Source organism: Paenibacillus sp. IHB B 3415, assembly GCF_000802655.2.
GTDB lineage: Bacteria > Bacillota > Bacilli > Paenibacillales > Paenibacillaceae > Paenibacillus_AQ > Paenibacillus_AQ phytohabitans.
In genome coordinates this window covers 1-26,777 of the sequence record NZ_JUEI01000031.1, presented here as the reverse complement: position 1 = coordinate 26,777, position 26,777 = coordinate 1, and the positions used below count along the sequence as shown (strand labels likewise).

Here is a 26,777-nt window from a genome sequence, read left to right as displayed (position 1 = left end):
ACACATGACTAATTTCAAACAGAAATTTCCGGATAACTTCCTGTGGGGCGGGGCTACGGCCGCGAACCAGCTGGAAGGCGCTTTTGATCAGGGCGGAAAAGGCCTGTCCAGTGCGGATATGGTAGCTTATGTGCCGAAGGCAGAGCGCAGCAATGATCATGCCATCGAAATCAGCTCCGAGCGGATCGCTCAAATACTGTCCGGCGAATTCAACGCACGTTTCCCGAAACGTGAAGGGGTCGACTTCTACCACCGCTACAAAGAGGACATCGCTTTATTTGCTGAAATGGGCTTCAAGGTGTTCCGTCTGTCGATCAACTGGGCCCGGATTTATCCGAATGGCGATGATGCCCAGCCGAATGAGGCCGGTCTTAAATTCTACGACGATGTATTCGATGAGCTGCATAAATACGGGATAGAGCCGCTGGTTACCCTGGCGCATTACGAAACTCCGCTCGGTCTGACGCAGAAATACAACGGCTGGGCCTCCCGCGAACTTGTGGGCTGCTTCACCCGCTATGCCGAAACGGTGTTCCGGCGTTATAAGGATAAAGTGAAATACTGGATCACCTTCAATGAGATCAACATGATGACCCTTAGCCCGTTCACCGGCGGCGGTGTTGTCATTGACCGTGCCGGGAATAAGCTGCAGACGATATACCAGGCCCTGCATCACCAGTTCATTGCGAGCTCGCTGGCTACCAAGCTGGTGCATGAGATTATCCCCGGTTCCCGGATGGGCTGTATGCTGGCGCGGATGGAGAGCTATGCGGCTACCTGTAATCCCGAGGATGTGCGGCTGAACCAGCATGAGAATCAGCTGAACCTGTACTTCACCGATGTCCATGCACGCGGCGAATATCCGAAATATATGGACCGTTATTTTGCAGAGCACAATATTGAACTCCACAAAGAGCCGGGCGATGATGAACTTCTGAAGCAGTACACGGTGGATTATGTGGCATTCAGCTACTATATGACCCTCACGCTGTCTGTTAGTCCGGAAGGGGAGCGGGCGCAGGGTAATCTGTTCGGCGGGATAAGAAATCCTTATCTCAAGGCCTCGGAATGGGGCTGGCAGATCGACCCGACCGGGCTGCGGATTATGCTGAACACGATGTATGACCGTTACCAGAAACCGCTGTTCATCGTTGAAAATGGGCTTGGTGCGTATGACAAGGTTGAGCCGGACGGCTCCATCCATGACAGCTACCGTATCGATTATCTAAGGCAGCATATTGCCCAGATGAAGGAAGCCATTATGGACGGTGTGGAACTGATCGGCTATACAAGCTGGGGACCGATTGACCTGGTGAGTATGTCTACTTCGGAAATGTCGAAGCGCTACGGCTTCATCTACGTGGATCTGGATGATGACGGCAACGGAACGTTGGACCGTTCGAAGAAAGACTCTTTCTATTGGTACAAAAAGGTCATCGCCAGCAATGGTGAAGAACTATAGCCTGCTTTAAAAGAAAAGGAGATTCGCTGACCCGTATCCGGGTTCAGGAATCTCCTTTTTGCAAGAATTTATATGTAACCGGCCTATTCCATATAGATCTCCACGACCGCAATTTTGCGTTCGCGCGACAGATCAAGGAATTTGCCTTCGCTCTGTACGAGCGGACGGAAGACATCCAGAGGGTTGTTCATAATGATTACACCCATATCTCCGGTGCTGAGCAGTACGCGTTTGCCGATAAAATTAGGCATCAGATGCTGAATGAAGGCTTGTACCGGTTTGCCGTTCAGCTTGCCGAAGCTGAGCGAGTTGATCTCGCGCAGTACGGAAATCAGTTCCTGCTTGGACTGGTAGACCCGGTGGGAGGTCATGGCGCTGTATATATCGGCGACCGCTGCAATCTGGGCATAAGGATGAATATCGTTCTTGGTAAGCTGATGCGGATAGCCGGAGCCGTCTTCACGTTCATGATGCTGCAAGGCGACTAAAGCTGTGAAAGGATCATTCATGGAATTCTGAATGATTTCGTGCCCGTAAACCGTATGTAGTTTGATTTCGTCGAATTCGGCAGCGGTCAGCTTGCCGGGTTTGTTCAGAATATCAGGGGAGATCCGGCATTTGCCGATATCGATCAGGTATCCTGCACGGCCGATCTCATAACACTCCGCCTTGGAATATCCCAGCCAGGAGGCAATATAATAAGATAGCATCCCTACCTGCAGGGAATGGTTGTAGGTATAATTGTCTTCCCGGTCAAGCAGCAGAAGGAGTGAGACGACATCTTTGTGTTTGTCGAGCGTGGATAGCGTCGGCTGGAGAATATCGTCTACAACGGACTGATTGAAGCTTCCCTTAGTGAGTGCTTCCATATATAGAGATTCAAAACCATCGATCATGATGTCGAAGCTGCCGGAAGCAGCCTGGATGATTGAGGACCTGCTTGAGGGTGCGGGTTCTTCCTGCACCGTTTCAATATCTACATAATCTACGCCATGCTGTATCAGCTTGGCGATCTCCTCCAACTGAAGCCGTGATCCTTTGGGGAGTACATGCAGCCCGCGTGAGCTGAAGGTATCCATCCGCAGATGATCACCCGGTTTTAGATCCATGACGTGTACTCTCAATGAATATGCCACCTTACTATAGCGATTTTTTCCAGCATAGCAACAAAGTCGGGAATATTCAATGGTTTAGGAGTACTGTTTATAGCTGGAGGATTCTTCAGCCTGGAGATCTTTCCCGAGCCACTGTGAGCCTGAATCCCGGATGTCCTTTTTCCATACGGGGACTGAGACTTTAAGCGCCTCAATGGCGTAACGGCTGGCCTCATAACAGGTATCACGATGCGGTGCGGACACGGCAATGACAACACTGGCTTCTTTGATCCCTACGAGCCCGATCCGGTGTGCAATTGCGCAGTGAGCCTGCCAGCGTTCTTGAATCTCGAGGCCTATTTCCTGCAGCTTCTTCAGCGCCATGGGCACGTAAGCTTCATAATGAAGGGCGGTTGTCTGCTGATCTCCAGTCATCTCCCTGGTGGTGCCGACAAAGAGGAGTGAGGCTCCGTGGTTAACATCCTGTACCTTCTCCAGGAGCAGCTCAGCCTTCAAGGGCTGATCCGTAATGCTGAACAGGCCGTCTGCTGTCTCGTCAGCGGCAGCTTCAGGTTCTCCGCCGGATACGGGCGGGATCAATGCCACCTCGGAGCTTTCGGCAATCTCTGTATCATCCGGGGCATATTCCCGGTCAACAGCAACCAGGGATACATTGATCTGCGGAGCAGCATCGGGATACGAAGCGGAGAGCAGTTCTTTCAGTTTGCCGGCTGTCAAAGGCGACTCATGGGCATGAAATGTCAGAGTAGAGGAGCCGATGACTTCGGCCAGACCCGCAAACAGTCGAATGGACACATGCATGATTTAATCACCTCGTAATTACATAAGTTAGGACAGCTTATAATGATTACAATATACCATAATGAGCCTGAAAATGTTATGCTAACTCTAGAAGAGCACAAGCCTGCCGCTTACACTATAAACGGCTGTACAAGTGGGAGGGAAGCAAGCTTATGAAGCCTGAGCCGCAAAGATTAACCATTCTTCATACCAATGACATACATAGCCATTTTGAAATGATGAGTCCTGTCGCGGCAGAGATTTCTGCAATGAAGGCTGCTGCAGGCGAAGGTCCGGTGCTGCTGCTGGATATCGGCGACCATATGGACAGGGCTGCCGTAGAGACGGAAGGCACGATGGGGCAGGCTAACATCGATATTATTAATCTGACCGGATATGATGCCGTAACTATCGGCAACAACGAAGGCCTTACCTTCTCACAGGAGATGCTCTCGGCTATATTTACCGGCATCCAGTGTCCTGTTGTCTGCTGCAACTTCCTGGAGTCTGCAACCGGAGAGCCTCCGCACTGGATGCAGCGCCATGCCATCCTGGAGAAGGACGGGATCAAGATCGGGCTGACCGGTGCCACGGCAGCGTTCACTTCCTTCTACTCCCTGTTGGGCTGGGATGTGCTGGACCCTGAAGAAGCGCTGCGCGAGCAGTGTGAACTGCTGGCACCGCAAGTGGATATCCTGATTATTCTGTCTCATCTGGGGCTGCCCGCAGACCAGAAGCTGGCAGAGAATCTGGAAGGTGTACATGCCATTCTGGGCGGACACACCCACCACATGCTGGAGAAGCCGCAGATGATAGGCGGCACGGCCGTATGCGGCGCCGGCAAATTCGGCCGGTATCTCGGACGGCTGGTATTTGAGCGGGAGCAGCCGGACGGAGCCTTCCGGCTGGCTGAAGGGGGATGTACGGCAGTCAATGGCGCGCTGACTGAAGAGATCATCGCTCCGGCGGCAGCAATTCACCTGCAGCGCGGCCGTGAGGTGCTGCAGGAGACCGTTGCCATCAGCGACCGCGGGCTGCCGCTCGACCTGCAGGGCGAATCCCCGTTTGGCAACCTGCTGGCACAGGCTGTCCGCCGCTTCACGGGCAGCTCCTTCTCGCTTGTCAATTCCGGGCAGCTGCTCGGCTCCCTGCCGGAGGGCAATATTACGGCAGGCATGCTGCATGCCCTATGCCCTTCCCCGATTAATCCGTGCATTGTGCAGCTTACCGGCAAGGATATCCGCACTGCGCTGGAACAGAGTCTAATGGAGGAATACCGCAACAAGGTAATCTACGGCTACGGATTCCGGGGGAATATGCTGGGCAGTCTGGCTGTCGACGGATTAAAAATCTTGTACGATCCAAGGGTCATGCCGTATGATAACGGTATTGCGATTTTTGTCGGCGGAGAGAAGCTGGAAGACGGACGGGAGTATAGCGTCGGCACGCTGGATATGTTTACATTCCGCACCGGGTATGAGAGTATAGCGAATGGCCGGGAGCCTGTCTATTTGCTGCCTCATTTTCTGCGCGATCTGCTGCGGATGGAGCTCCAGCGCCCGGGGAGTCTCGACGAGAGCGAAGTTGCCCGCTGGGTGAGCCTGGCCACCTGATACATCCCGCAATTCATGCAAACATTAGAAGTCATAGCTGCACCAGGTTTCATTGACTAGATCAGGAGGATTATATGGATACAATTACAGCAATAATTCTGGCAATTGTAGAAGGAATAACCGAGTTTATCCCGGTATCATCAACGGGACACATGATTCTTACCACGAAGCTGCTGGGGTTTGACGAGCAGGATTCCATTATGAAGACGTATGAGATCGTGATTCAGCTTGGGGCCATTCTGGCCATTGCCATTGTCTACCGCCAGCGGATTCTGAATCTGCTGGGGATCGGCCGCAGCGGCAGAAGCAGAGGCGGAGTCATGCCGGCATCACGCCTGAACCTGATTCATGTGCTGCTGGGTATAGTGCCTGCGCTAGCGGTAGCTTTTTTCGCCCGTGATTTCATCAAAGGCCTGTTCGGCGCATCTACGGTTCTCTGGGCACTGGTGGCCGGCGGGATTCTGATGATCATCGCGGAATGGGTCAACAAACGCAAGATTCGCGTGACCGCGCATGAGCTGGATGATCTGTCCTACGGGCAGGCGCTGGCCATCGGACTCTATCAGATTATTTCCGTACTCTGGCCAGGGTTCTCCCGTTCCGGTTCGACAATCTCCGGGGGGATGCTCAGCGGGGTCAGCTACAAGGCTTCGGCGGATTTCTCCTTCCTCATCGCGATTCCGATTATGTGTGCGGCCTCTGGCTATGAACTGCTGGATTCCTACCGCAATTTCACGAATGATACGATCTGGTATTTCGCCATTGGCTTCGTGATTTCTTTCGTGGTGGCCTATGTGGTAGTTGTTCTGTTCATGAGGATGATCCAGAAGATCAGACCGACCCATTTCGCGATTTACCGGTTCATACTTGCGGCCGTCTTCTGGCTGTTCATTATGCGTTAAGCTCACCCGGCTTAGCATCACCGGGCAAGAGAGGCAGTCTTACATACATCCGCTTGTCCGGTCGCTCAAGGTAACGGTATAGGCACAGCGTTTGACCCAAGGATTCCGAAGCAGAATAGCAATTTACCGTTAAAGGCAGGAGTGAGCCAAGGTGCGTTTAGTATCCGTGAATCGGCTTCAGGCGGGAATGAAGCTGGGTAAAAAAATTTATAATGATGAAGGACTGGTTCTGCTCGCTGATGGAGTAGAGCTTACTGATGCCCTGATCAAGCGGCTCGCTAGGATCGATATCGGCTATATCTATATAGAGGATTCCGTCACGGAAGATGTCGTGATTCCCGGAATGCTGCAGGATGAGACGCGAAATCAGGCGCTCAAGGTAATCAGAAATCAATTTCAGCAAATGTCCGGCGCTTCGGGAATTACCAAAGGCTTCTACCACCTGGATAAGAAGTTCTCCAAAGTGATGGATTCCATACTGGACGATATGTCGGCTCAGGAAGATCCGATGATTATGCTGCTGGATATGCACACCGCAGACAACTATCTTTATGTGCATTCCCTGAATGTATGCCTCTACACACTGGTGCTTGGCATTGCCCATGGCTACAGCAAGGAAGAACTGCGGGTCATCGGACTCGGTTCGCTGCTGCATGACATCGGCAAGACACAGATTCCGGTCAAAATTGTTCAGAAGCCCGGGATGCTCAGTGAAGATGAATTCAAGCACATGCAGGCGCATACCGAGATCGGTTACCGGATTCTTAAGGAAGAGCCGAATATCCCGCTGCTCGCGGCCCATTGTGCACTGCAGCATCATGAGCGGATCGACGGTTCCGGATATCCGCGCGGTCTGACTGGTCCGCAGATTCATGAATATGCGAAGTGGCTGGGTGTGGCGGATTCCTATGATGCGATGACCTCCAACCGGATCTACAAAAAAGCCATGCTGCCTCATCAGGCGGTCGAGGCGCTGTACGTCGGCTCCGGCACGCTGTATGAGCAGAAGCAGCTGGAGATTTTCAGGGACCGTGTGGCGATCTATCCTCTGGGGCTTACCGTCAAGCTTAGCACCGGCGAGAGCGGTGTTGTGGTCAAGATTGATCCCAGCATACCGCACAGACCTGTTGTACGCGTGCTTAACGGCCCGGAAGGGGAACCGGTCACCCCATATGAGCATGATCTGGGCAAGGCCCTCTCTGTAGTCATTGTAGATGTGACTGATGGCGGAGAAATTATAGTGAAGAGCACTTGATAGGCGTTGTTAGCAGCGAGGAAAGAATACAGGCGTCCGCTTGGCTGCGGAGCTGTATTCTCAGCCTTGCTGTTTTTTTGAAATCAAAGCAAATAAGCGGCAAATGCGCAGTTTTTCACTTGTCGTGGTATGATATAGCGTAAGTTATCGTTCTTTTTCAATTGTTTTGGGTTAATAATAAGGAATAAGCATTAAAGGAGCATTAAGAAATGAGTATATTAGAGCCATCATCATCGTCAATACCTGTACAAGAGCTGTCGCCGGAGTTCGATCCCTGGGATCCGATTACCTCTCTTCGCCAGCACGGGCGGCATGTGCTGACCAGCGTAGAGATGACGGTGACCAATCTGTGCAACATGCGCTGTGAGCACTGCGCAGTTGGAGACAGCCTGACTATGAAAGAGGGGGAGCTGCTGCCACTCACCAATATGCTGCGCCGTCTGGAAGAGGTAGAGCATCTGCAGACCATCAGCATCACCGGCGGGGAGCCGATGTTCCGTGCCGGAACTGTGGAGAACACCATTGTGCCGCTGCTGAAATATGCACGTGAGCGGGGGATCCGTTCTCAGATCAACTCGAATCTTACCATGCCGTATTCCCGTTATGAGCAGCTGCTTCCATACCTGGATGTCATGCATATCTCTTTCAACTACGTTAACGGGGATGACTTCCATGAGGTGGGCTTCGCGAACAGCGGACATCCGGTCTCGAAGGAAGCCGCCTACCGGCTGTATGACACCATGCTGGAGAATTCCCGCCGGCTTAGCGATGACGGTATGCTGATCTCCGCGGAGTCGATGATTAATTACCGTACGCATACCAAGCTCCCGCAGATCCACAAGCTGATCGGGGAGATGGGAGCAAGACGCCATGAGGTGCATCCGATGTATGCCTCCAGCTTTGCTTCGAAGCTGCCTGTATTGTCACTCCAAGAGATGAATGCAGCCATTCATTCCCTGCTGGATGCCCGTGACCCTGAGATGTGGATGCTGTTCGGCACGCTGCCGTTCTTCGCCTGCAGCTTCCTCGAGGAAGACCAGCTGCTGCTGCGCAGACTGCGCAGTGAGAAGAATGTTACCCTGCGCAATGACCCGGACGGAAGAAACCGGGTGAACGTAAATTTATTTACGGGCGATGTATTCGTAACAGATTTCGCCGATATTTCTGCATTTGGCAATATCAGCAGCACCAGGCTGGATGACATTTTCACCGAGTGGCAGACTAAGCATCCGCTGAATCAGAAAGTGAATTGCCACTGCGATGCCGCTGGCTGCTGCGGGCCCAACCTTCTGGTAGCCGATATGTATTATCCTGAGGTTGATTTCAAGACAAGAAAAGCGATCACTCTGTAGAAATGGGGCGTTATTATAGTGCATACGGAATTTGACATAGGAAGCTTAGTGCTTAATCTTTTGCTCGTTCTGGTGCTCGTATTATTGAATGGGATCTTCGTTGCGGCGGAGTTCTCGCTGGTGAAGGTCAGACAGTCACGTCTGACCCAGCTGGTCAGCGAAGGCAACAAAATGGCCGGGTATGCGCTGAAGGTCAATAAAAGACTGGATTCGTATCTGTCTGCCACCCAATTCGGGATTACGCTCGCCTCGCTGGGACTCGGCTGGGTCGGAGAACCGGCGATCTCTGAGCTGCTGGTTGAACCGCTGATGTATCAGCTTGGTGTTTCGGATCAGACCCTGATCTCCACGGTATCTGTGATTATCGGTTTCTCGATAATTACCTTCTTACATATTGTGCTGGGGGAGCTTGCACCGAAGTCCCTGGCGATTCAAAAAACTGAAGGCTCAGCGCTGCTGCTGTCCGCTCCGCTGATGTTCTTCTATAATTTGTTCCTGCCCTTCATCTGGGTGCTGAATGCGTCGGCTAATGCGCTGCTGAGGCTGGTTGGTGTTGAACCGGCCAGTGAAGCCGAAGCTGCCCACTCGGAAGAGGAGATCCGTATCCTGATGAATCAGAGTGCGAAGAGCGGGGTTATCGACAAGGACGAGATGAAGCTGATGGACAACATCTTCGAATTCTCCGATCTGCTGGCCCGTGAAGTGATGCTCCCGCGTACGGATATGGATGTACTGTACAGCAATCTCCCGCTGGAGGAGAATATGCGGATCATTACGGAAACGAAGCATTCCCGGTATCCGGTAGCCTTCGAGGATAAGGACCGGATTATCGGCTTCATCCATATTACAGATCTTCTCTTCGCACCGCTGGAGCAGCAGAATGACCTGGCTTCACTGGTCCGGCCGATTCTGAATGTGCCGGAATCGATGGAGATCAGCCATGCGCTCCGTCTGATGCAGAAGAACAAAGCCCAGCTGACCCTGGTCGTAGATGAATATGGCGGGACTGCGGGGCTGCTGACGGCTGAAGAGATCCTTGAGGAGATTGTCGGCGATCTGCATGATGAGTTCGAGGATGAACGTCCCAGTGTGGAGCGCAACGGAGAATATATTTCCGTTGAAGGCCGCATGCTGATCGAAGACGTGAATGATCTTACAGGCGTCATCATCGAGGATGAAGAAGTGGATTCGATTGGCGGCTGGCTGTTCAAGGAGCTGGAGGGCAATCCGTCCAAAGGCAAACAGGTAGTGGTCGGCGATGTCACCTTTGAGGTGGAGGAGTCCACCCGGCTGCGGATTACCCGGATTAATATCCACCGGGCGAATCTGCCGGAGTCCGCAGAGGATGCAGAAGATACGGAAGAAGAGAAAGAGTAAGCAGAGCAATTGCTGAAATGAAGCAGTTAAATTGTAACAGGGTACATTGGCAGCCGCTAAAGGCTGCTGGTGTGCCCTGTTTTTTTGCAATATCGTTCTGATATCCCTTAGAGCTGTCATAAATTAGTTATGAAGAGAGTCCGATGTAGCAGGGGCTGTCCAGTTAGCCGTTCAACGGCTGCCAGGGCAGCCTCTTTGAGCTAATCGGGAGCTGGCGAGTGCATCCGTAATCCAGCTGTTTCACACAAATCTCGCTATGCTCCATGCACTCACTCACTAACTTATGAGCCCCGCAGCACATCAAATTGAAGCTTATAAATTTTGGTGGGGCGGCCCCGCAGCTTCTCCTGCTTCTGGTAGCTTACAGTTGCAACTCCCTTTTCGGTTAACAGGTTCATAATCCGGTTGGCGTTGCGCAGCGTAATCCCCAGATGAAGAGCAATATCCTGGCTCGACAGCTCATCACGCTTCAGCTTGTGCATGACGGCTATAATCTTTTGAACCTGAAGCGGCGTGATACCTATATGCCGGCCCCATGCTTCGGCTTGGGGGTCATGGGCATGCGTAAACTCCAGACGGTTAGACTCGCCAAGCGGTCCGATGATGCGTTCATCCTCCATAACCGCGAAGCTGCTAGGCAAGGGCTGCCGCTCTGCAAGCGTTAGCGCGTTTTGCCCATGAAAGCGGGCCTTATACAGTGTCTCCCCGGCTCCCCAGCCAATATCCACGCGTACAGACAATTGATCGTTCAGGAAAGCCAGCAGTTGGCAGCTAGCGAATCCGCCTGTCCATTTCTCCTCCATATCCTGCTGAGATACCAGCAGCTCGAAATAATCTGCATGCTTCTGAACAATAAGAGGCAACTCCTCCCGGCCGGAAAAAGTCAGCAGCGCTTTGTGTAGTGTCGCCATAACGAGCACGGCTTCGGGATCATCCTGCTCGCGCAGCTTGCGGAGCCCTTGAGCCTGAACCTGTCCGACGGCTGTGCGGTTGGCTTTCATTTGCAGCCGTTCTATTTCTTGAGCCATATGGTTGAACGCTTCAAGAATGGTTTCGTCTGAGGGGAATAAGTGGACAGCATTTACCCCTTGCTCCGTCAGCTTATCGACCAAATTACCGTAGCGGGTAACGGAGAGGTCGATGTTCCCTTGTTCCCATAGTTCCAAATGAAACCGGAGCATATCTTCATACGACAGCCTGTCCGCTTGCTCTTCAGGCATATAGGGTAGCAATTCAGGCTGCAGTAATTCTTTTATGCCGAGAAAGCCGTTATCCTGGTCCAGGAAGTCAACAGCCATTCGCGAGCTGCGCAGCTCCGGATGAGCCGAGTGGGCTTGAAACATCAGTTTATAGAAGTCGCGTTCCGTAACATCCAAGTAGCTCATCCGGATAGGATACGGGCCGTTGATCTCCTTCTGCAAAGCTAAATAAGCAAGCTCTCCGCCAAAAATAACAGCGTCCAGCGTCATCGGCCGGGATAAATAAAGGGCTGTGATTTCATCCAGCGAGCGGTAAGGGAGCAGAGTCAGCTCGCATACCTGCTCCAGCTGTCCTTGCACCTGCTTCAGGCGTTTCACCGAGTGCTCCGCTACAATAAAACCGATTTTTAACATGTGCGCACGTCCAATCTTTACTCGTATTCATTGAATAGGCCTCTTAAGTATACTATAATTTTGGAAAAGGTAATAATACGTCCAAAATATATCGGAGGTGCATCTTGAAGAATATACGTGAGGATCAGCAAGCTGATTATAACTGGTTGGCGGATAGGATTGAGCATAAGCGGGAAATGTTTACGCAACTAAGCGATCAAATCTGGGGATTGGCAGAAACCAAGTTCGAAGAGTTTGAGTCGGCGGGTCTGCTGGCAGATCAGCTGGAGCTGTCCGGCTTCCGGGTCGAGCGTCGTGCCGGGGGTCTTCCAACCGCATTTATCGGTACGTATGGCTCGGGAAGTCCGGTTATTGCCGTATTGGGGGAATTCGACGCGTTGCCAAATATGAGCCAGCAGGCGGGTGCAACGGTTGAACAGGCGCTTCAGAACAAGGGGAACGGTCACGGCTGCGGCCATCATCTGCTTGGAACGGGCTCACTGGCAGCCGTTATCGCCGTTAAGGAATTTATGAACAAGAAGGGGCTTCCGGGAACGATCCGTTACTACGGCTGTCCGGCTGAGGAAGGCGGATCAGGCAAAACCTTCATGGTACGCGAAGGCCTCTTCGATGATGTGGATGCAGCCTTAACCTGGCATCCGGGCTATAACAATGCAGTGGTGTCACAAACCTCATCGGCCAATATCCAGCTCCGCTACAGATTCCAAGGCAAAAGTGCGCACGCCGGCATAAGTCCTCATAAGGGAAGAAGCGCCCTGGATGCCGTGGAATTGATGAACGTGGGGGCCAATTACTTGAGGGAGCATATCCCCCCGGGAGCACGGTTCCATTACGCGGTGACCGAGACGGGCGGACATTTCCCGAACGTGGTGCAGGCTGAAGCTGAGGTTGTTTATTTGATTCGCGCGCCGGAATTGCAGCAGGTGGAGGAGATAAATCACCGGATGAACGATGTGGCAAAAGGCGCTGCCCTGATGACCGGTACGGAAGTGGACATCCGGTTCGAAAAGGCCTGCTCCAATCTTATTCCAAACGTAACGCTGGAAGAGCTGATGTACCGTTGCTTCACAAGTCTGGGTGTGCCGGTATTCACAGAGGCTGAGCAAAGCTACGCAAGCGAAATCTTAACTACGCTGGAGCCTGTACAGACAGGGGGGGTGAGCGGGGGAGGATTGCTGAATACGTTTGACCCATACGAACCTGTCAGCGGAATGATGTTAGGCTCTACTGACGTCTCGGATGTAAGCTGGGTTGTGCCGACGGCTCAGCTGGAGACCGTCTGCTACGCGTCAGAAACGCCATTTCATTCCTGGCAAATGGTGGCGCAAGGGATGGCCTCAGCCAGCCATAAGGGCATGCTGCATGCTGCAAAGGTTATGGCTGCTACCGCAGCGGAACTGCTTATGCACCCTGACATTCTGGAAGAAGCGAAGCAGGAGCTTAGAAACCGGGGCGGCATGGAAGGTTATACCTGCCCGATTCCCGCTCATATCAAGCCACCGGTGAAGGAACGGTTATTCCGGCAGCAGCCTGAATAACGCTGATGAAATGGCTGCACTGCTGTGCGGTTTATGAACAATAAGCAAAAGCAGCATTCTGTCCGTATGGTCCCCGGCAAGGGAACATACGGCAGAATGCTGCTTTTTTTCCTTCTATATACATACAAGCATATAAGGATTACAGAGATAGGGCGAGAACCTGCTCTGTGGTTATATTAGCACCGGTCTGCAAGTATTCCATGTTCTTGAGTGCCATGTTGTGTGCCTGATGACTGGTGCCGATTACGGCGTCTGATACGACATGAAAGTGATAGTCATGCTGGTGTGCATCGACGGCTGTGAAGCGGACGCAGATGTCTGTCATGCCGCCGATGAGGAATAGGCGTTTGACGCCTAGGCAGCGGAGCAGCAGGTCGAGGTCAGTCGCGAAGAAGCCGCTGTACCGCCGTTTGGTAATAATATATTCGCCTTCGATTGGCGCGGTCGACGGATGGAATTCTTCGGCCGGAGTGCCTTCCAGGCAGTGAATCTTCTCCACACCGTCGAGCTCGCGCCCGAAATCGCTGAGGTCGGCGCGGTGAAGCTCGCGGATTTGGATGACTGGCAGTCCCAGCTCACGGAAATGCTTGATGACCTTGGGAGAGTTCAACATGCAGGTGCCGCCCTCCATGACGGGGATGGCATCACTTCCGATGTCATTCTGTATGTCTACGACGATGAGGGCGCTATGTTCAGGTATTTTGTTCATGAGTAATCTCCTTTCTTCTCGCTGGATTAGTTATACAGATCCTCGACCGAAATGATCGAACCAGTTTGGAAATATTCAATATTGTCGAGTGCGGCTTGAGCCACTTCGTCGCTGCTTGGAGTGCCTACGGCTTCCTTAAATACATGCACATGATAGTTGTATTGATGCGCGTCTACCGCAGTATAATGCACACAAATGTCTGTCATGCCTCCAACCAGGAACAGGTGCTCGGCCTTGAGGCCGCGCAGCAGAATTTCCAGGTCAGTGCCGAAGAAGGCACTATAGCGGCGTTTGTCGACCGTGTACTCTCCTTCGATGGGTGCTGTAGGCTCATAATAGGTGGCTTCGGGATTCCCCTCCACACAATGGATATTCTCAGCGCCGTCAAGCTCCCGGCCAAAGTCGATCAGGTCTTTGCGGTGAATCTCGCGAATATGCACAATCGGCACATCGCCGCGTGTGCGGAAATATTCAGTTACGCGTTCCACGTTTTTGAGATAAGCCTGTCTTTGTGGAGTCAGGCCACGCGATTTTGCAGGATCCGAGTTCTGCACATCAATCAGGATGTACACGCTATGTTCGGGTATCGTAATCATTAAGGATCGCCTCCGTTATATTAATAGATTGCGGGCTAGCAGCTATTCCCACAAAAAGTCTGTAGATACAAGCTGTGTTACGTCAAACGGTTCTTTGATAATGCCGATGGATGTGTAGAAATCAACGACGTCCTGCATGGTGTCGTAAATCCAGCCGCCTTCACCAATCCCTTCCACATTATCGGCCAGTGTGTACAAATGAACGGTAGGGAACATCGCTTTGACTTCTTCGGCACTTACTTGCAGATCGTCAGCCGTCAACTCCGCAGCTGCATCCAGATCACCTTCGATGTATTGAGTTGCGTCTTCTACCGCCTTAAGCGTGTTTAGCAGCCATTCCGGTTTCTCTGCGGCGTTTTTGGCGGATACCACCACGACGTCCAGAATCGTATTCTCCATGTCGGCAGTCGAAATGATAATATTACCATCGCGAGAGGTTGTACCTTGGGACAGATAAGGCTCGAAAGTGGTTGCTGCATCTACGCTGCCGGCCACAAACGCGGCGCCGCCTTTGCCCGGCCCCATATCTACGAGCTTGACATCGTCCATAGTCATCCCTGCCGAAGCAAGTGCCTTGGCCAGCATATAGTGGGTTACCTCGCCGTATTGAGCACTAACAGATTTTCCTTTCAGGTCAGCCACGCTCTTGATGCTTGCATCGGCTACAATACCGTCTGCGCCCGTAGAAGCATTATGCAAATAGACGATTTTTGGCAGCGTGGTAATATCGGAGCCTTCCTCAATAAGTGCATTCACTGAAACCAAATAGGATTGGAGAGTCGTAAAGGCCATGTCTACATCGCCAGTCATAACACTCATCAGAGGAGAGGTGGCTCCAAACGCGCCGATTTTCAGGTCAACGTTATGGTCGAGGTCGAATTTCTTATCATCCAGCGCATAAATGCCAATACCGCCGATGAATGGCGCATAGGCCGTTTTCACGGACACAGGACTTTTTGCCGGAGCGGCAGAGCTGTTGCCGCCTGCAGCATCAGCTGAACCATCCGCCGAATTCGTGTTTCCGCAAGCCAATAAGCTGGACAGCATGGCCACCGAGGCCAGTAGGGTCGCACCGGTTTGAATGAAGCCGAATTTTTTTTGTTTCATGTTGAATTCTTCCCCTCCATTTGGTTTGTATATGATCAACATCCGGCAGCATGATTCCAAGGAATTATTCCACCAGATTGTGAATCCACTTGTTGCCCCGAATCCGGATGCGTACCAGCGTAAACTTGAACAAGTCATCCAGGATTACGAATAGAAACACGATTTCGATGCCGAGATTAAGCGCGTAGCCGGTCAGGAATGTGAGCGGAAGGGATACGCACCATAGGGCTACATTATCAATGATGAAGCACATCTTCGTATCACCGCCGGCCCGGAGCGTTCCCATAATGTGAATGAAGTTCATTCCCTTGACGGGCATGATGACTGCCAGATAGATGACGATCAGGACAATGGTATCGCGGACTTCCTGCGAAATTCCCTGATACAGGTTCAGGAAGAGAGGCACACAGGTCATCATAATAATGCCCAGCAGCACACCGCCGAGAGCGGTATAGGTCGCCATACGGTTGGAATAATAAGGCGCCTTCTCCGGTTTGCCTTCCCCAATGGTCTGCCCGAGAATAATCGCGGCAGCTTGTCCGGTTCCGATAAACAATGCGATTAGCAGCTGTTCCAGCACTTTGGCGATCCCGACGGCAGCCCCGACCGCGTAACCCATATGATAGAAGACCACGCTATACAAGGCGTAACCGATACTCCACACCGTCTCATTTAAAATGACCGGAGCTGAGGTTTTGAAGAATACCGCTAGAAATTCCTTTTTTGCCGAGAACAAATCCCGGAGTGTCGGAGCAAAGCTTCTGAACTTGCTGTACAGAATGGAAGTCGTAATCAGCATTTCTATCGTTCTGGCAATTACAATGGCAACGGCAGCCCCCTGAATACCGAGAACAGGGAGACCGGCATAGCCGAAGATGAGCATATAGCTGAGAATAATGTCGATGATGATCGTCAAAAGAGTGATCCGGAGAGGCAGGCCGGCCCGCCCGATATTACGGTAGATCATTGTGCAGGCCAGGGACAACCCCGTAGGCAAGTAACTGATGCACACCGTCTGCAGATAATTGGCAGCCTGCTCAACCACCTCTTGCTCATTGGAGAAAATATGGAGCACCTCTGCCGGGAACAACAGGCCGATCAGAGTGAACAAGGCACTAACCGCAAGCACGAGGGCAAATGCGACAGCCGATGCGATCTTGAGATTGTGCTGATCGCCTTTACCGTAATATTGCGACAGAAAAATGGTAGAGCCGCTGACAATGCCGACAATCATTAGATTGAGAATGAAAAAGACTTGCCCCGCCAGACTGACAGCAGATACCTGCAGGTCTCCAAGCTGGCCTACCATTAAGGAAGCGAAGGTGTTGGTGATGCTGGTCAACATGCTTTGCAGGCCGATAGGAAGGGATAAGAGCAGGAAGCTTTTCAGAAAAGCCTTATCCTCATGGAATGTAGCGATAAAGCTAGCTTGTCGCATGAAGGTCATTTCCGAAATCTTTTGAATGCAAAAGGCTATGAATTTTTTTGCGGATTTGGATAAATTCCGGTGTGTCCTTAAGCTCCAGATCGCGCTTCTGCGGCAGATCAATCGGGATATCCGCAATGACCCGCCCCGGGCGGGAGCTCATAACATACACACGCTGGGACAGGAATACGGCTTCCTCAATGTCGTGAGTAATAAAGATGACGGTATGCTTCTCCTTCTCCCACAATTCCCGCAGCTGCAGCTGCATATTTCCTTTGGTGTCGGGATCAAGTGCGCCAAAGGGCTCGTCCATCAGCAGTACCTCCGGGTTGTTGGCTAGCGCTCGGGCAATGGCTACCCGCTGTTTCATACCGCCGGACAGCTCTTTGGGCAGCCTGTTGCGAAAATCGGTTAAGCCCACTAGGTTCAAGTATTTCTCGACGATTTGATCCGCCTCCGCCTTGGGCATTTTCTTCAGCTTTAGGCCAAAGCGGATGTTCTTTTCTACCGTCAGCCATGGAAATAGAGTATACGCCTGGAATACCATGCCGCGGTCCGCGCCCGGGCCGGTCATGACGCGGTTGTCGAGCAGGATATCGCCGGAGGTTGCTTCGTCCAGTCCGGCAAAGATGCGGAGCAGGGTCGATTTGCCGCAGCCGGAGGGGCCAACGACACTAATGAATTCATTGTTGGCAATATCAATGTTGATGTTCTCAAGCGCGAAGGTTTCCGTTTTTTTGGATCGGTAGATCTTGTTGAGGTTTTTGCAGGAAATTTTGATGGCTGGCGCTTGCTGCATATGAGTGGTCCCCTTTCGAGTGTGGCTGCTTTACACGTCTTCGGCCCAGTGGAACAGGCGCTTGTTGATGAAGGCAAATATACGGTCGAACAGCAAACCGAGAATTCCGATGACAAAAATGCCGCCAAAGATGATGTAAGTCTTCATAAACCGTTCTGCGATCATGATGTTGTAGCCCAGCCCGGAGCTGGAAGCCAGCATTTCCGCCATAATCAGGTACGTCCATGCCCAGCCCATAACCATACGCATCGTGTCCATGACATTCGGCATAATGGCGGGGATAATGACATTGCGGATCACCTGGGCTTGAGAGGCTCCCAGTGTGTAAGCAGTGTTGATCAGGTCGATCTGAATGCCTTTGACGATATCTGCAATCATGGCGGTCATCGAAAAGACGGCGCCGACGACAATAATCGTAATTTTTGCGGTCTCACCTACGCCTGTCCAGACCATGATCAGCGGTATCAGCGCCGATACGGGCAGGTAGCGGAAGAATTCGATCAACGGTTTGGTTACAGCGTTTATGATTTTATAGGTGCCTGACAGCAAGCCCAGAGGAACGCCGATCACAACCGCGATAAGAAAGCCCATCAGCACGCGATAGCAGCTGATAGCGATATCCTGCCAGAGGCTTCCATCCAGGATAGCTGTGAACAGGTAAGAGAAGGTCGCTTGAGGTGTAGGCAGGAAGATCGGGTTGATGCCCGAAAAGTTGCTCCCAACGTACCACAGCAAAATCAGCAGCAAGAAAGTGATGATCATAATAGAATTAAATAGACGAGGATTAATATCCCGACGAATCCGAAACAGATTTCGCAGCAGACCTCTGTTGTTCACTGATAACTCCCCTTTCAAAGTATGTTCGCTCTACTCACCCATTTCGTAAATCTTCAAACCCAGCTGTAACTGAAGCCGTGATTCCGGATCGTCGAACGAGATGCCGAGTATCGTCTTGATCTTATCGAGGCGGTAAACGACGGTATTATAGTGGGTATACATGGCTTTTGCTGTGATTTTGATGTTGCAGCCCATTTGAAAGTAGGCGGTCAGTGTTAGAATTAAGCTGGAATTATGGGCTTTGTCGTACAGCACGAGCGGCCGGATAAAGCGGTCGAGAAACTTCTCGACGTTGGCATGCTTGGGGAGCAGTGAGAGTATCGTATAGATGCCAAGCTGCTTCCAAGTAATCAGTCTGGAATTCTCCCGGCTGATACAGGAGGCAATATATAAATTCTCAGTATCGATATATCCCGTATTAATAGAGAGCGCACTGCTGGATTCGCCAATGCATAAGGAGAACTCTGTTGTGCCGCATGCTTCCGCAATCTGTCTAGCCAAGGATTCCGCCTCATTATGCGGATCATCGCTGCTTCCGTCAGTCTGAGGCATAAGCGCAACGATTTTGCCGGACATCGACGTAAAGAGGGATGGACTTCTGGGCTCCATATGGTTAAGCCTCGATAGAATGGCGGAGTCCGGTGTCGGCTGCACGCTGGAGTGGAATTTCACGATGACCACACGGTAGTTGCAGGCTGACAGATTGGTGCACCCGTAGAACTGGCCTTTAATATCGAGATCCTCGGAGCTTGGGATGCAGCCCATCAGCCAGTCTTTCAGGAAATCATCAAAGTATTTGGCCTGAACCAGCTTATAGGTGTTCTCACCGCTAAGCCGGATGTTCAGCAGCGGGAGAATCCGGGACACTGTGGACAGATCGAGTTCGCTGCAGGCTCCGTTCTTCTCCGCGACCAGCACCAGGATCGGGTCTCTCTCTGTCTCCCATAGGTTGAAGATATGCAGGTTGACGTTGTGACCTGCGGCATCCATGGCATGAATAGTGCTGTGCTTGGGAGAAGATATGGAATCAAAGCTTAGAAGGTAATCGTAGAAAGACTTGAAATAGTCCAGCTGCCCGGGGGAAACGATGAACTGGCTGAAAGCATTCAGTATAGAGATCGGATTGCCGATCATCTCCCCGACGACCTCAAGAATTCCCGGCATATCATACCCGTGGAGCATCAGCTCCGATACCTGTTCGAGGCGGCGCTGGAGCAGCAGAATGTTCCGGGTTTCAAATGTGATCACCTTCTCCATGACCTCACGCACCACATTGGAGAAAATGGTCGATTCCGGAAGCTCGAACAACGGCAGCCCGTGAGCTTCTGCGCAATCAATGATCTTCTGCGGAATCTCGGCAATAAACCGCTTGGGCTTAATGCCGAATGCCGCTACACCCCGGTTGATCAGATGGGGGATAAGCTCAAGGAAGGCGTCCATATTATTCTGGTAGGAATAGCCGGTGGTCACCAGAAACTCATTTGCCTGTGCCCAGTTCTGAATATCCGGAACTTCCATGATGTTGACCCGGCTAATGATATTATCCAGCCGGTCTTTACCTGCGAGCAGCTTAAGATTCTGAAGGGACTCCATATCATACAGATCACTGCACCGAAATGACGGTGAAGTTTCTTCAGCAGACACTCCGGTTGGTGTCATCATTCCCGCCTCCCTTCCTTATCAGCATAGTGATCAGCCTGTAGCAGGGGTATCATTCTGGAACCTGTCTAGCTCCGCAGCTGCCCATCCGCCGTATCCTGTAATATCCTCGCCGTTTATCTCGGCATAAGGCTCACATATAAATCCGGTGATCTCACTTTCGTCTTCCAGCTTGATTCTGCCGATTCCAAGCGGTGCTGGCACCAGCCGGATGAATTCGCCAAGCCGGCCAATCGGAATTCGCCACACTTCAACGGCAATGGAGCTTCCTTGCTCAGAACGGATCAGTCCAGGCTTGGCAGGGACGGAGTTAAGACGAATCAGCCGGTAGCAGGGAGCTGTCCGGTCGGAACGGATGAAGGAAGCGTCACAGTCGAGCAGTTGCTTCTCTAGCGGGAAACCCCGCATGTGCAGCCCGCAGACGGCAAGCTCGATGGCTTCGGTCTTCATAAATTCGCCAGCCGCACCTTTCAGCATGTTTTCCTGGCCTCTCATGGCAAACATCGTAATGCCAAAAGGCAACTGCTCCCCTGCATAGTCGGAAGGCAAAGCGACAGCATTTAAATCAAGCAGATTACAATGGTTCGTATAATGGCCCATGTCGCTATTGGTGGATACCGGGGAAACTGCAACCTGCTCTCTCGTCCAGGTCCCGCCGCAGGTCGGCATTACGAGCACAGCGTCCTTCAAGAGCAAATCAGCTTGTTCTTTGTATTCACGAAGCTCATGGAGCGCTGTGAAGACAGAAGCTGCATCGTAGCCCTTCACCAGCGAGGAGCGCAGAATCTGTTCGGTAACGGGAAAGATGTCCCCGGGGTGGTTTTCGACGAATTCTCCAAGGTCGGACCAGCGTTCGGCAACCCAAGGACCGTCGTATAGAAGACTTGAGGTCTTGTTGAACAGACTGCAATCGACATATTCTATAGGAATTCCGCACAATTCCAGGCGCCTTACAGCCGCTTCCCATGCCGTGCGGTAGGCATCTTTGAACTCGCCGTAAAAGTATAGAGGTTCCTTGGGAAGCAGCAGCTTTTGAGGTTTCACGGAAGCGATGGTTTCATATTTGTCTTTGCCATTGCCGCCCGGCTGCTTGCCGCGGGCGACAGCATCCACAAGATAAACGTCGTCCAGTGTGCTTGCGAATACCGTTACGCAATCCAGAGTGGCACAGGCCGGCACCACACCCCGGGTAGGCCAATCGCCGATATTTGATTTGTAGCCTACCAGGTCATTAAGCGCCGCCGGCACACGTCCCGACCCGGCAGTGTCGGTTCCAAGCGAGAAGACGGCTTGTCCTCTTGCGACGGCTACGGCAGAACCGCTGCTGGAGCCACCGCTGATCAGCTCGGGCTTAAGCGCGTTATGCGTTTCTCCAAACGGGCTGCGTGTACCGACAAGGCCGGTCGCGAATTGATCCAGATTCGTTTTTCCTATTGGAATAGCTCCTGCTTCCACCAGCCTGGTGATGATGTCTGCACTCTTCTCAGGTTGATAGGAGTAAGCGGGGCAGCCGGCTGTTGTTGTCACGCCTGCCAAATCGATATTATCTTTAATGGCAAAAGGGATGCCCCACAGCGGATATTCATCCGGATTCATCTGTTCAAGCTTGTCCAGGTACGGCTGGATATGAGCTAACACAGGGGGGGTGATCCAGATGTTGTGCTCTTTTTCCTGTTCGGCCTGCCTGATAATGTCCTCCATTAATGCCAGAGGTGTCAGTTTGCCGTTTTTGTACATCGTCTTCAATGTGCTGATCGTCATTTTTTTCAAGATGGTTGAAACCCCTCTCTGTCAGATAGTTAACCAAGGTGTTTTGTGAAAGTTAAATAATGAAGTTTTGTGTTAGATATTGTGACTTTATCGAGAGCTAAAACGATGGTGAAGAGAGAAATTCAATATTTTGATGTTAAGTAGTTTAACACGTTAATTATGTTCTTCATTATCGTTCCCGCTCTGGAAGACTGTCAAGGCATCGCAGGAGCATGGGATGATTTTCATCATGAGTTGACAGATTAGGCCGTTAAAGACAGGTGCTATTTGTGAAGTGTCGCTAAATAAATCGCTCCGGATTTGTGAACGATTAATCAAAGATGCCCTTAAATGTCTGCTGTTTCGGCTATTTGGAGCAAGGAATTGGGAGGAGAAGGGAAGTGTTTTGAGAGAAAGTTTCGATTTTACATAGATGAATGTTCCTCCGGGAACCTTGCGGGAAAGATTCAGAAAGAAGCGGTGAGACATTCATTTATAATCAAAACTATATATTTTCTGGTTTGACAATTATCGAAATGATATGTTATCTTGCCTAACATAAAGTTTGATGTGACTGCTGAGCTTTAGAGCGGATTGAAACAGCTGCTGACAAGAGGGGAAAAGGAGTGGAGTTGTTGATGAATGCCATTTGGAGTGAAACGATGCATCCGGGAGGCAAGTGGTCCGGCATTGTTGGCAGAGGGAAGCTGATTCGTCTGACGGCACTCGAAGCGGGCGCCAATGTCTCGATGCTGATGTATCATGCACGAGATTTGTCTGAGCGTTACAATATGCCCGATACACTGAAGGCGCAGCATACTGCCCACTTAACCAGGGGCAATGTGCTTATGAGCGATAACGGAAGGGCGCTGGCCAGCATTGTGCATGATGATTTGGGCTGGCATGATCCGCTGGGCGGCTACACGACAAGGGCAGGCACGGACAGCAAATACGGAGTCAGCTGCTACCAGGAAAGCCGCAATGGCTGGCTGCGCAGCGGCCAGGAGAATCTGGCGGTTGAGCTTGTAAGGAATGGCTTGGGTGAGCGGGATATTTCTCCTGTGGTGAACTGGTTCTCCAAGGTTGTCTGCGATGAGGAAGGGAATATGCGGTTTGCTGCAAATCACTGTGCTGCCGGTACAACGGTGACGCTTCGCCTGGAGATGGATGCACTCCTGATCTTCTCCAATACGCCGCATCCTCTCGATCCGCAGGGGGAGTATCCATCTGTGCCCGTCAAGATTGAGGTGCTTCCTGCCGTGCAGGTGGATGCAGGGGACTATTGCGTCAATTTCCAGCCGGAGAACCGCCGCGCTTTTGACAACACTTGGACGTATTACGCACTGCAAAACTAGCAGAAAGTCTTGTTAAGTGAGGGAGGAAGAACATGTTAAAGGCATTTCATCGCGTGGAAAGCCCCCGGAAACCGGAGGCTGCTGTTTATAATCAGGTCATTCCGGCCGGAGAAGGCTGGATGTATGCGCTGCAGCCGGGACAGGTGCTAAGAATCGTCGATGTGGAAGGAAACCAGGCCGCAGATACGCTGCTGTACGATGCGGATAATCCGGAAGATCATTACAGCGCTGTGCGGACAATCAACTCACAGAGCAATATTTATTTAACGACAGGCTCAACTCTGTTGGCGGAATCCGGCAAGGAGCTTGCCAACATAGTAGCTGATACCTGCGGACGTCATGACACCTTGGGCGGTTCCTGCTCTTCCCAGAGTAATACAGTCCGGTATGCGCATGAGAAGGGCCACATGCATAATTGCCGGGATACGTTTATGCTGGAGCTTGCCAAACATCCGGAAGGCCACCGTTATGCAAAAAGAGATCTGTCTCCGAACATTAACTTTTTCATGAATGTACCTGTAACGCCTGAGGGCGGGTTAACGTTTGAGGATGGCGTGTCGGGACCAGGATGTTATGTGGAGCTCCAATCCAGCTGCCATTCCATGGTGCTGATCAGCAATTGCCCTCAATTGAACAATCCATGCAACGGCTATAATCCTACGCCGGTCCAGGTGCTTATTTGGAACGAATAGAGCAGCTGGATTATATGGCATACGTTAACGAATACATTTGGCAGCCAGTCTAAGGACAGGCTGCTTTTTGGCGTGACCGGTAAAAGACTTCAATTTCAAAATATTATTACATCAGGGCTGGCTGCATTTTCTAGAGATTGCCCTTCACCTTACGCACCGCTATCCGCATAGACAGGAAGGATCTGTTTCAAGTGAATATTGTTAGCGTTGGCGAGCAGGACAAGCAGGACCATGTTCATAATAATCGGTCCTAGGAATTCGCTGCAGCGGACAATCCCTTCGATCGATCCCGCATAAGTGGCTTATGTAATTAACAGGACCATCAGCAGAATAATTGATTTTATAGGCGTTTCTGGAAGGGGTATAATATTAACAAGGTCGGTAAACTGGCGAAGTAGAATTGGGATGATCGTATACCACTGAACAAGATAGATCATAATTACCAGGTTGCCCATCCATGTTCCGAGAAGTAATCCACTGTATTCAATCAGACTTTGACCAGGGAACAGCATATTTTGGATTTGCTATTTTTTTCAAATAAGCACAGCCTTGCATTTTTCCTATTTGTTCAATTTGAATAAGAAGCAGACCAGCTTCTGTATTTCACCCCTATGCACAGGGATATTCACCTCCCGTGTGCACAAGCGGGAGGAATAAGCGGCAAACCAATCTTGTATTGAATATAGAGACCTTGACATTTGTTATATGCATCGTTAATATATCGATATATATAAATGTATTCATCTATGGAAAGGGGAGCCTGCTATGAAGCTTGACGACAACGAGCTAAAAAATGCGGTGAAAATATATAAAGCCCTCGGGGAGCCTACACGATTGAAAATAGTTGCTCTGCTCAGCAAGCATGAGGAACTCAGCTGTTCCGGGATCGGGGAGCATTTGAACTTTCCGGGTTCAACTCTTTCCCATCATTTGAAGCAACTGCAGGAGTGCGGCCTGCTTGAACTGGTAAGAAAAGAAGGAACCTATCATATCTATAAGCTAAACCAAGCAACACTTAAAAATTATATTTCAGCAGAGTTTGAAATGTAATTTTTTTTGCTCAATAGATCGATATATTTAAATGTATTAAAGGAGGGGTATCCGAGTAACCGTCCGCTTCATCTTATATCACTTTGGAGGTGTTCAAATATGTCAAGCTATACCTTAACAGCAGACAATAAGAAAATTACGTGGGGAACTTCTGTTGAGATTGCTCCGTTACTCCGTGCCAAGCCTTCTATTCTTACAGTGCAGGGGGATGGGAGCGTAGATTGGCGTCTTGCCGAGGGCGTATATGTAGCCAAGGATATTGTAAGAGAACTGGATATTTTATTGGAAGCTGTGCTGCTTAAACTTGGTGAAGCGGCGGATCACAGACTGCTGCTCGATAATCTGCAGGCTAATCTGGCGATTGAGGGCAGAGAAGCGGATTTGCCGCTGGGCCAGCTGGGACTTACGGGAAAGGCAGGAGTTGAAGTGACCCGCCAAGCCAGACAGATTGGGGAAAAGCTGTCCCTTTGGGCCCGCGAATATAATGTGGAGAAGTCAGCTGCCAGACAGCATGACCCTCAAACGCTGGGAAATGTGTATTTCCGAAGCCATTGCGAGAACCATCTTTGGACGCACAGAGTAGCGAATTTATTGATGGGTCCGGCTGGAGGACCAGTAGTTATGCAGATGTTCAATGAATATTTGCACCAGTTCATTCTCTTAAGAGATGCGCTGCTTCCTTTTAAGAATTGGGAGGAGGTTCCGATTGAGATCAGGCAGGGGGCAGGCAGCGACAGAGGAGTAAGATTTATTGAACAACCGCGTGCCAAGTTCCTCACGGCAATTATGAGCAAGAAAATCACGCACAAAGCGTTGGTTGAATACGCACAAGGCTGGTTAAGTCCTGAATTATCCGCTGTGGGATACGGGTTCCAATACCGGCTGGGGACGATTCTTCCGGCGAGTCTGAACGGACATCCGGGAACTGCCCCGGGCTATCTTCTTCAGTGGTATCCCGTATGGACGGTTTCGGCGGATGCTGCAGGTGCAGCTGTGCCTGTTGCTTTCCGCTACGGGGAAGAGGAGTATTTTGCGGCACCGCGAAGCCAGGTCCTTGCGGGGGAAGCATGGAATCTGGCTCAGCCTGATCCACAGCAATTGCAGCACGTTACCGAAGCACGTATCGTCCCGGTTACGGTTCAAGATCGTGTACTCCTTAACTATGATTTGGAGCTGGATGGGGTTACCTATCAGGTGGACCTGGGTCAAATCTTCAGAGGGCATCGCTTTATGTACCGGCCGAACGGTCAGGTTGAACCCGGGCTGCCAGCAAGCCCCGCAGAAGCGGATATTGCCGGACACCGTCCAGCAGATATTCTCGGCTTGCCGGGGCTGGTCACGGATAAGGAAGGCATCCATGTGATCTCCGCCGGAGGAAATCCGCTTGTGCTGTGGGCCTTGCTCGGGAAAATATACCCAGAGAATGTTGTTGTGTTAGACAGCCTTTCCGATCACGGGCTCCGGTCTGCCCAAAGTGCGGGAAAAGGATTTGGACCCAAATTTTTATTGTCTTTAGGAAATTCTGGACAGTGAAAAGTTCTTGTCGGAAAATCGATACACAGAAAAATAACCCAATTGGGAAAATTGTGGTATCCTTTAGTTCTGACACGAAAGGAATAATCGCCAAATGGGTTACAAAAAGCAGTTTACCCTATTTGCAAGCGATTGAACATACCTATGGTAATTTAATTTAATACCTCTTCATGCGGATATTCATACTAAATTTTCTTTCTGGTTTACTTATTATTAACTCAACTTTCGCACCTAGAAAATCGACTTAAACCCTTGAGG

General features: G+C 51.1%; 23 protein-coding genes. 11 read left to right on the top strand and 12 right to left on the bottom strand.

Features of this window, described 5'->3' with window-relative positions:
* The first annotated feature begins 4 nt into the window (after nt 1-4).
* The gene (locus QW71_RS15950) at nt 5-1,462 is read left to right on the top strand and encodes a glycoside hydrolase family 1 protein (protein WP_039300205.1); all 1,458 of its coding nucleotides are present in this window, start codon (nt 5-7) and stop codon (nt 1,460-1,462) included.
* Nucleotides 1,463-1,545: 83 nt separating this feature from the next.
* On the opposite strand, the gene QW71_RS15945 is transcribed toward QW71_RS15950, so the two are convergent.
* Both QW71_RS15945 and QW71_RS15940 read right to left on the bottom strand, forming a co-directional pair.
* Complete coding sequence (locus QW71_RS15945) at nt 1,546-2,586, bottom strand: HD-GYP domain-containing protein (RefSeq protein ID WP_039300202.1); 1,041 nt, start codon at nt 2,584-2,586, stop codon at nt 1,546-1,548.
* A gap of 66 nt (nt 2,587-2,652) precedes the next feature.
* Nucleotides 2,653-3,378 (bottom strand): molybdenum cofactor biosynthesis protein MoaE, encoded by a 726-nt coding sequence (locus QW71_RS15940; protein WP_039300198.1) that lies wholly within the window; start codon nt 3,376-3,378, stop codon nt 2,653-2,655.
* Between the two features lie 152 nt (nt 3,379-3,530).
* Between QW71_RS15940 and QW71_RS15935 the strand changes: the two genes are divergently transcribed.
* From QW71_RS15935 to QW71_RS15915, 5 genes are all read left to right on the top strand, one after another.
* Nucleotides 3,531-4,970: a bifunctional UDP-sugar hydrolase/5'-nucleotidase gene (locus QW71_RS15935; RefSeq protein WP_039300195.1), complete on the top strand. Its 1,440-nt coding sequence runs from the start codon at nt 3,531-3,533 to the stop codon at nt 4,968-4,970.
* A 74-nt stretch (nt 4,971-5,044) separates the two neighbouring features.
* The gene (locus QW71_RS15930; protein ID WP_039300192.1) at nt 5,045-5,872 is read left to right on the top strand and encodes an undecaprenyl-diphosphate phosphatase; all 828 of its coding nucleotides are present in this window, start codon (nt 5,045-5,047) and stop codon (nt 5,870-5,872) included.
* A gap of 151 nt (nt 5,873-6,023) precedes the next feature.
* Nucleotides 6,024-7,127, top strand: a complete 1,104-nt coding sequence (locus QW71_RS15925; RefSeq protein WP_039300189.1) for an HD-GYP domain-containing protein — start codon at nt 6,024-6,026, stop codon at nt 7,125-7,127.
* A 209-nt stretch (nt 7,128-7,336) separates the two neighbouring features.
* A complete protein-coding gene (yfkAB, locus tag QW71_RS15920; RefSeq protein ID WP_039300187.1) occupies nt 7,337-8,479 on the top strand; it encodes a radical SAM/CxCxxxxC motif protein YfkAB in 1,143 nt (380 codons plus the stop codon).
* A gap of 18 nt (nt 8,480-8,497) precedes the next feature.
* Nucleotides 8,498-9,856 carry a hemolysin family protein gene (locus QW71_RS15915; protein WP_039300184.1) on the top strand — a complete coding sequence of 453 codons (1,359 nt, stop codon included), beginning with the start codon at nt 8,498-8,500 and terminating at the stop codon, nt 9,854-9,856.
* 281 nt (nt 9,857-10,137) lie between these two features.
* Here QW71_RS15915 and QW71_RS15910 read toward each other — a convergent pair whose 3' ends face one another.
* A complete protein-coding gene (locus QW71_RS15910) occupies nt 10,138-11,469 on the bottom strand; it encodes a hypothetical protein (RefSeq protein ID WP_039300182.1) in 1,332 nt (443 codons plus the stop codon).
* Nucleotides 11,470-11,573: 104 nt separating this feature from the next.
* Between QW71_RS15910 and QW71_RS15905 the strand changes: the two genes are divergently transcribed.
* Nucleotides 11,574-13,007, top strand: a complete 1,434-nt coding sequence (locus QW71_RS15905) for a M20 family metallopeptidase (protein WP_306766046.1) — start codon at nt 11,574-11,576, stop codon at nt 13,005-13,007.
* Nucleotides 13,008-13,146: 139 nt separating this feature from the next.
* On the opposite strand, the gene QW71_RS15900 is transcribed toward QW71_RS15905, so the two are convergent.
* From QW71_RS15900 to QW71_RS15865, 8 genes are all read right to left on the bottom strand, one after another.
* Nucleotides 13,147-13,716 (bottom strand): cysteine hydrolase family protein, encoded by a 570-nt coding sequence (locus tag QW71_RS15900; protein ID WP_039300179.1) that lies wholly within the window; start codon nt 13,714-13,716, stop codon nt 13,147-13,149.
* 26 nt (nt 13,717-13,742) lie between these two features.
* Nucleotides 13,743-14,312 carry a cysteine hydrolase family protein gene (locus QW71_RS15895; RefSeq protein WP_039300176.1) on the bottom strand — a complete coding sequence of 190 codons (570 nt, stop codon included), beginning with the start codon at nt 14,310-14,312 and terminating at the stop codon, nt 13,743-13,745.
* Nucleotides 14,313-14,354: 42 nt separating this feature from the next.
* Entirely contained in the window at nt 14,355-15,419 is a 1,065-nt protein-coding gene (locus QW71_RS15890) for an ABC transporter substrate-binding protein (RefSeq protein ID WP_039300173.1), read from the bottom strand.
* A 64-nt stretch (nt 15,420-15,483) separates the two neighbouring features.
* Nucleotides 15,484-16,857 (bottom strand): MATE family efflux transporter, encoded by a 1,374-nt coding sequence (locus QW71_RS15885; RefSeq protein WP_039300170.1) that lies wholly within the window; start codon nt 16,855-16,857, stop codon nt 15,484-15,486.
* Nucleotides 16,844-17,644 (bottom strand): ABC transporter ATP-binding protein, encoded by an 801-nt coding sequence (locus QW71_RS15880; RefSeq protein ID WP_039300168.1) that lies wholly within the window; start codon nt 17,642-17,644, stop codon nt 16,844-16,846. The genes QW71_RS15885 and QW71_RS15880 overlap by 14 nt, the downstream gene beginning before the upstream one ends.
* Nucleotides 17,645-17,674: 30 nt before the next feature.
* A complete protein-coding gene (locus QW71_RS15875) occupies nt 17,675-18,481 on the bottom strand; it encodes an ABC transporter permease (RefSeq protein WP_083442573.1) in 807 nt (268 codons plus the stop codon).
* A gap of 30 nt (nt 18,482-18,511) precedes the next feature.
* Entirely contained in the window at nt 18,512-20,143 is a 1,632-nt protein-coding gene (locus QW71_RS15870; protein WP_235441469.1) for a PucR family transcriptional regulator, read from the bottom strand.
* Between the two features lie 30 nt (nt 20,144-20,173).
* Nucleotides 20,174-21,901 carry an allophanate hydrolase gene (locus QW71_RS15865; protein ID WP_047013802.1) on the bottom strand — a complete coding sequence of 576 codons (1,728 nt, stop codon included), beginning with the start codon at nt 21,899-21,901 and terminating at the stop codon, nt 20,174-20,176.
* Between the two features lie 626 nt (nt 21,902-22,527).
* Here QW71_RS15865 and QW71_RS15860 point away from each other — a divergent pair.
* Both QW71_RS15860 and QW71_RS15855 read left to right on the top strand, forming a co-directional pair.
* Nucleotides 22,528-23,244 carry an urea amidolyase associated protein UAAP1 gene (locus tag QW71_RS15860; RefSeq protein ID WP_039300163.1) on the top strand — a complete coding sequence of 239 codons (717 nt, stop codon included), beginning with the start codon at nt 22,528-22,530 and terminating at the stop codon, nt 23,242-23,244.
* Nucleotides 23,245-23,276: 32 nt separating this feature from the next.
* A complete protein-coding gene (locus tag QW71_RS15855) occupies nt 23,277-23,936 on the top strand; it encodes an urea amidolyase associated protein UAAP2 (protein ID WP_039300161.1) in 660 nt (219 codons plus the stop codon).
* 302 nt (nt 23,937-24,238) lie between these two features.
* Here the strand turns inward: QW71_RS15855 and QW71_RS41350 are convergent, their stop codons facing one another.
* Nucleotides 24,239-24,448 (bottom strand): GerAB/ArcD/ProY family transporter, encoded by a 210-nt coding sequence (locus QW71_RS41350; RefSeq protein ID WP_039300158.1) that lies wholly within the window; start codon nt 24,446-24,448, stop codon nt 24,239-24,241.
* Nucleotides 24,449-24,701: 253 nt separating this feature from the next.
* On the opposite strand from QW71_RS41350, the gene QW71_RS15845 reads away from it, so the two are divergent.
* Nucleotides 24,702-24,986 carry a helix-turn-helix transcriptional regulator gene (locus tag QW71_RS15845; RefSeq protein WP_039300156.1) on the top strand — a complete coding sequence of 95 codons (285 nt, stop codon included), beginning with the start codon at nt 24,702-24,704 and terminating at the stop codon, nt 24,984-24,986.
* A gap of 99 nt (nt 24,987-25,085) precedes the next feature.
* Nucleotides 25,086-26,519, top strand: a complete 1,434-nt coding sequence (locus QW71_RS15840) for a hypothetical protein (RefSeq protein WP_039300153.1) — start codon at nt 25,086-25,088, stop codon at nt 26,517-26,519.
* Nucleotides 26,520-26,777 lie beyond the last annotated feature (258 nt).

Bases quoted from the DNA above. Each gene is read 5' to 3' on its own strand.
- QW71_RS15935 (WP_039300195.1), top strand. From the start codon at position 3,531: ATGAAGCCTGAGCCGCAAAGATTAACCATTCTTCATACCAATGACATA.
- QW71_RS15840 (WP_039300153.1), top strand. From the start codon at position 25,086: ATGTCAAGCTATACCTTAACAGCAGACAATAAGAAAATTACGTGGGGA.
- QW71_RS15910 (WP_039300182.1), bottom strand. From the start codon at position 11,469: ATGTTAAAAATCGGTTTTATTGTAGCGGAGCACTCGGTGAAACGCCTG.
- QW71_RS15860 (WP_039300163.1), top strand. From the start codon at position 22,528: ATGAATGCCATTTGGAGTGAAACGATGCATCCGGGAGGCAAGTGGTCC.
- QW71_RS15880 (WP_039300168.1), bottom strand. From the start codon at position 17,644: ATGCAGCAAGCGCCAGCCATCAAAATTTCCTGCAAAAACCTCAACAAG.
- QW71_RS15895 (WP_039300176.1), bottom strand. From the start codon at position 14,312: ATGATTACGATACCCGAACATAGCGTGTACATCCTGATTGATGTGCAG.
- QW71_RS15865 (WP_047013802.1), bottom strand. From the start codon at position 21,901: ATGACGATCAGCACATTGAAGACGATGTACAAAAACGGCAAACTGACA.
- QW71_RS41350 (WP_039300158.1), bottom strand. From the start codon at position 24,448: ATGCTGTTCCCTGGTCAAAGTCTGATTGAATACAGTGGATTACTTCTC.
- QW71_RS15870 (WP_235441469.1), bottom strand. From the start codon at position 20,143: ATGATGACACCAACCGGAGTGTCTGCTGAAGAAACTTCACCGTCATTT.
- QW71_RS15845 (WP_039300156.1), top strand. From the start codon at position 24,702: ATGAAGCTTGACGACAACGAGCTAAAAAATGCGGTGAAAATATATAAA.
- QW71_RS15890 (WP_039300173.1), bottom strand. From the start codon at position 15,419: ATGAAACAAAAAAAATTCGGCTTCATTCAAACCGGTGCGACCCTACTG.
- yfkAB (WP_039300187.1), top strand. From the start codon at position 7,337: ATGAGTATATTAGAGCCATCATCATCGTCAATACCTGTACAAGAGCTG.
- QW71_RS15855 (WP_039300161.1), top strand. From the start codon at position 23,277: ATGTTAAAGGCATTTCATCGCGTGGAAAGCCCCCGGAAACCGGAGGCT.
- QW71_RS15885 (WP_039300170.1), bottom strand. From the start codon at position 16,857: ATGCGACAAGCTAGCTTTATCGCTACATTCCATGAGGATAAGGCTTTT.
- QW71_RS15950 (WP_039300205.1), top strand. From the start codon at position 5: ATGACTAATTTCAAACAGAAATTTCCGGATAACTTCCTGTGGGGCGGG.
- QW71_RS15930 (WP_039300192.1), top strand. From the start codon at position 5,045: ATGGATACAATTACAGCAATAATTCTGGCAATTGTAGAAGGAATAACC.
- QW71_RS15900 (WP_039300179.1), bottom strand. From the start codon at position 13,716: ATGAACAAAATACCTGAACATAGCGCCCTCATCGTCGTAGACATACAG.
- QW71_RS15940 (WP_039300198.1), bottom strand. From the start codon at position 3,378: ATGCATGTGTCCATTCGACTGTTTGCGGGTCTGGCCGAAGTCATCGGC.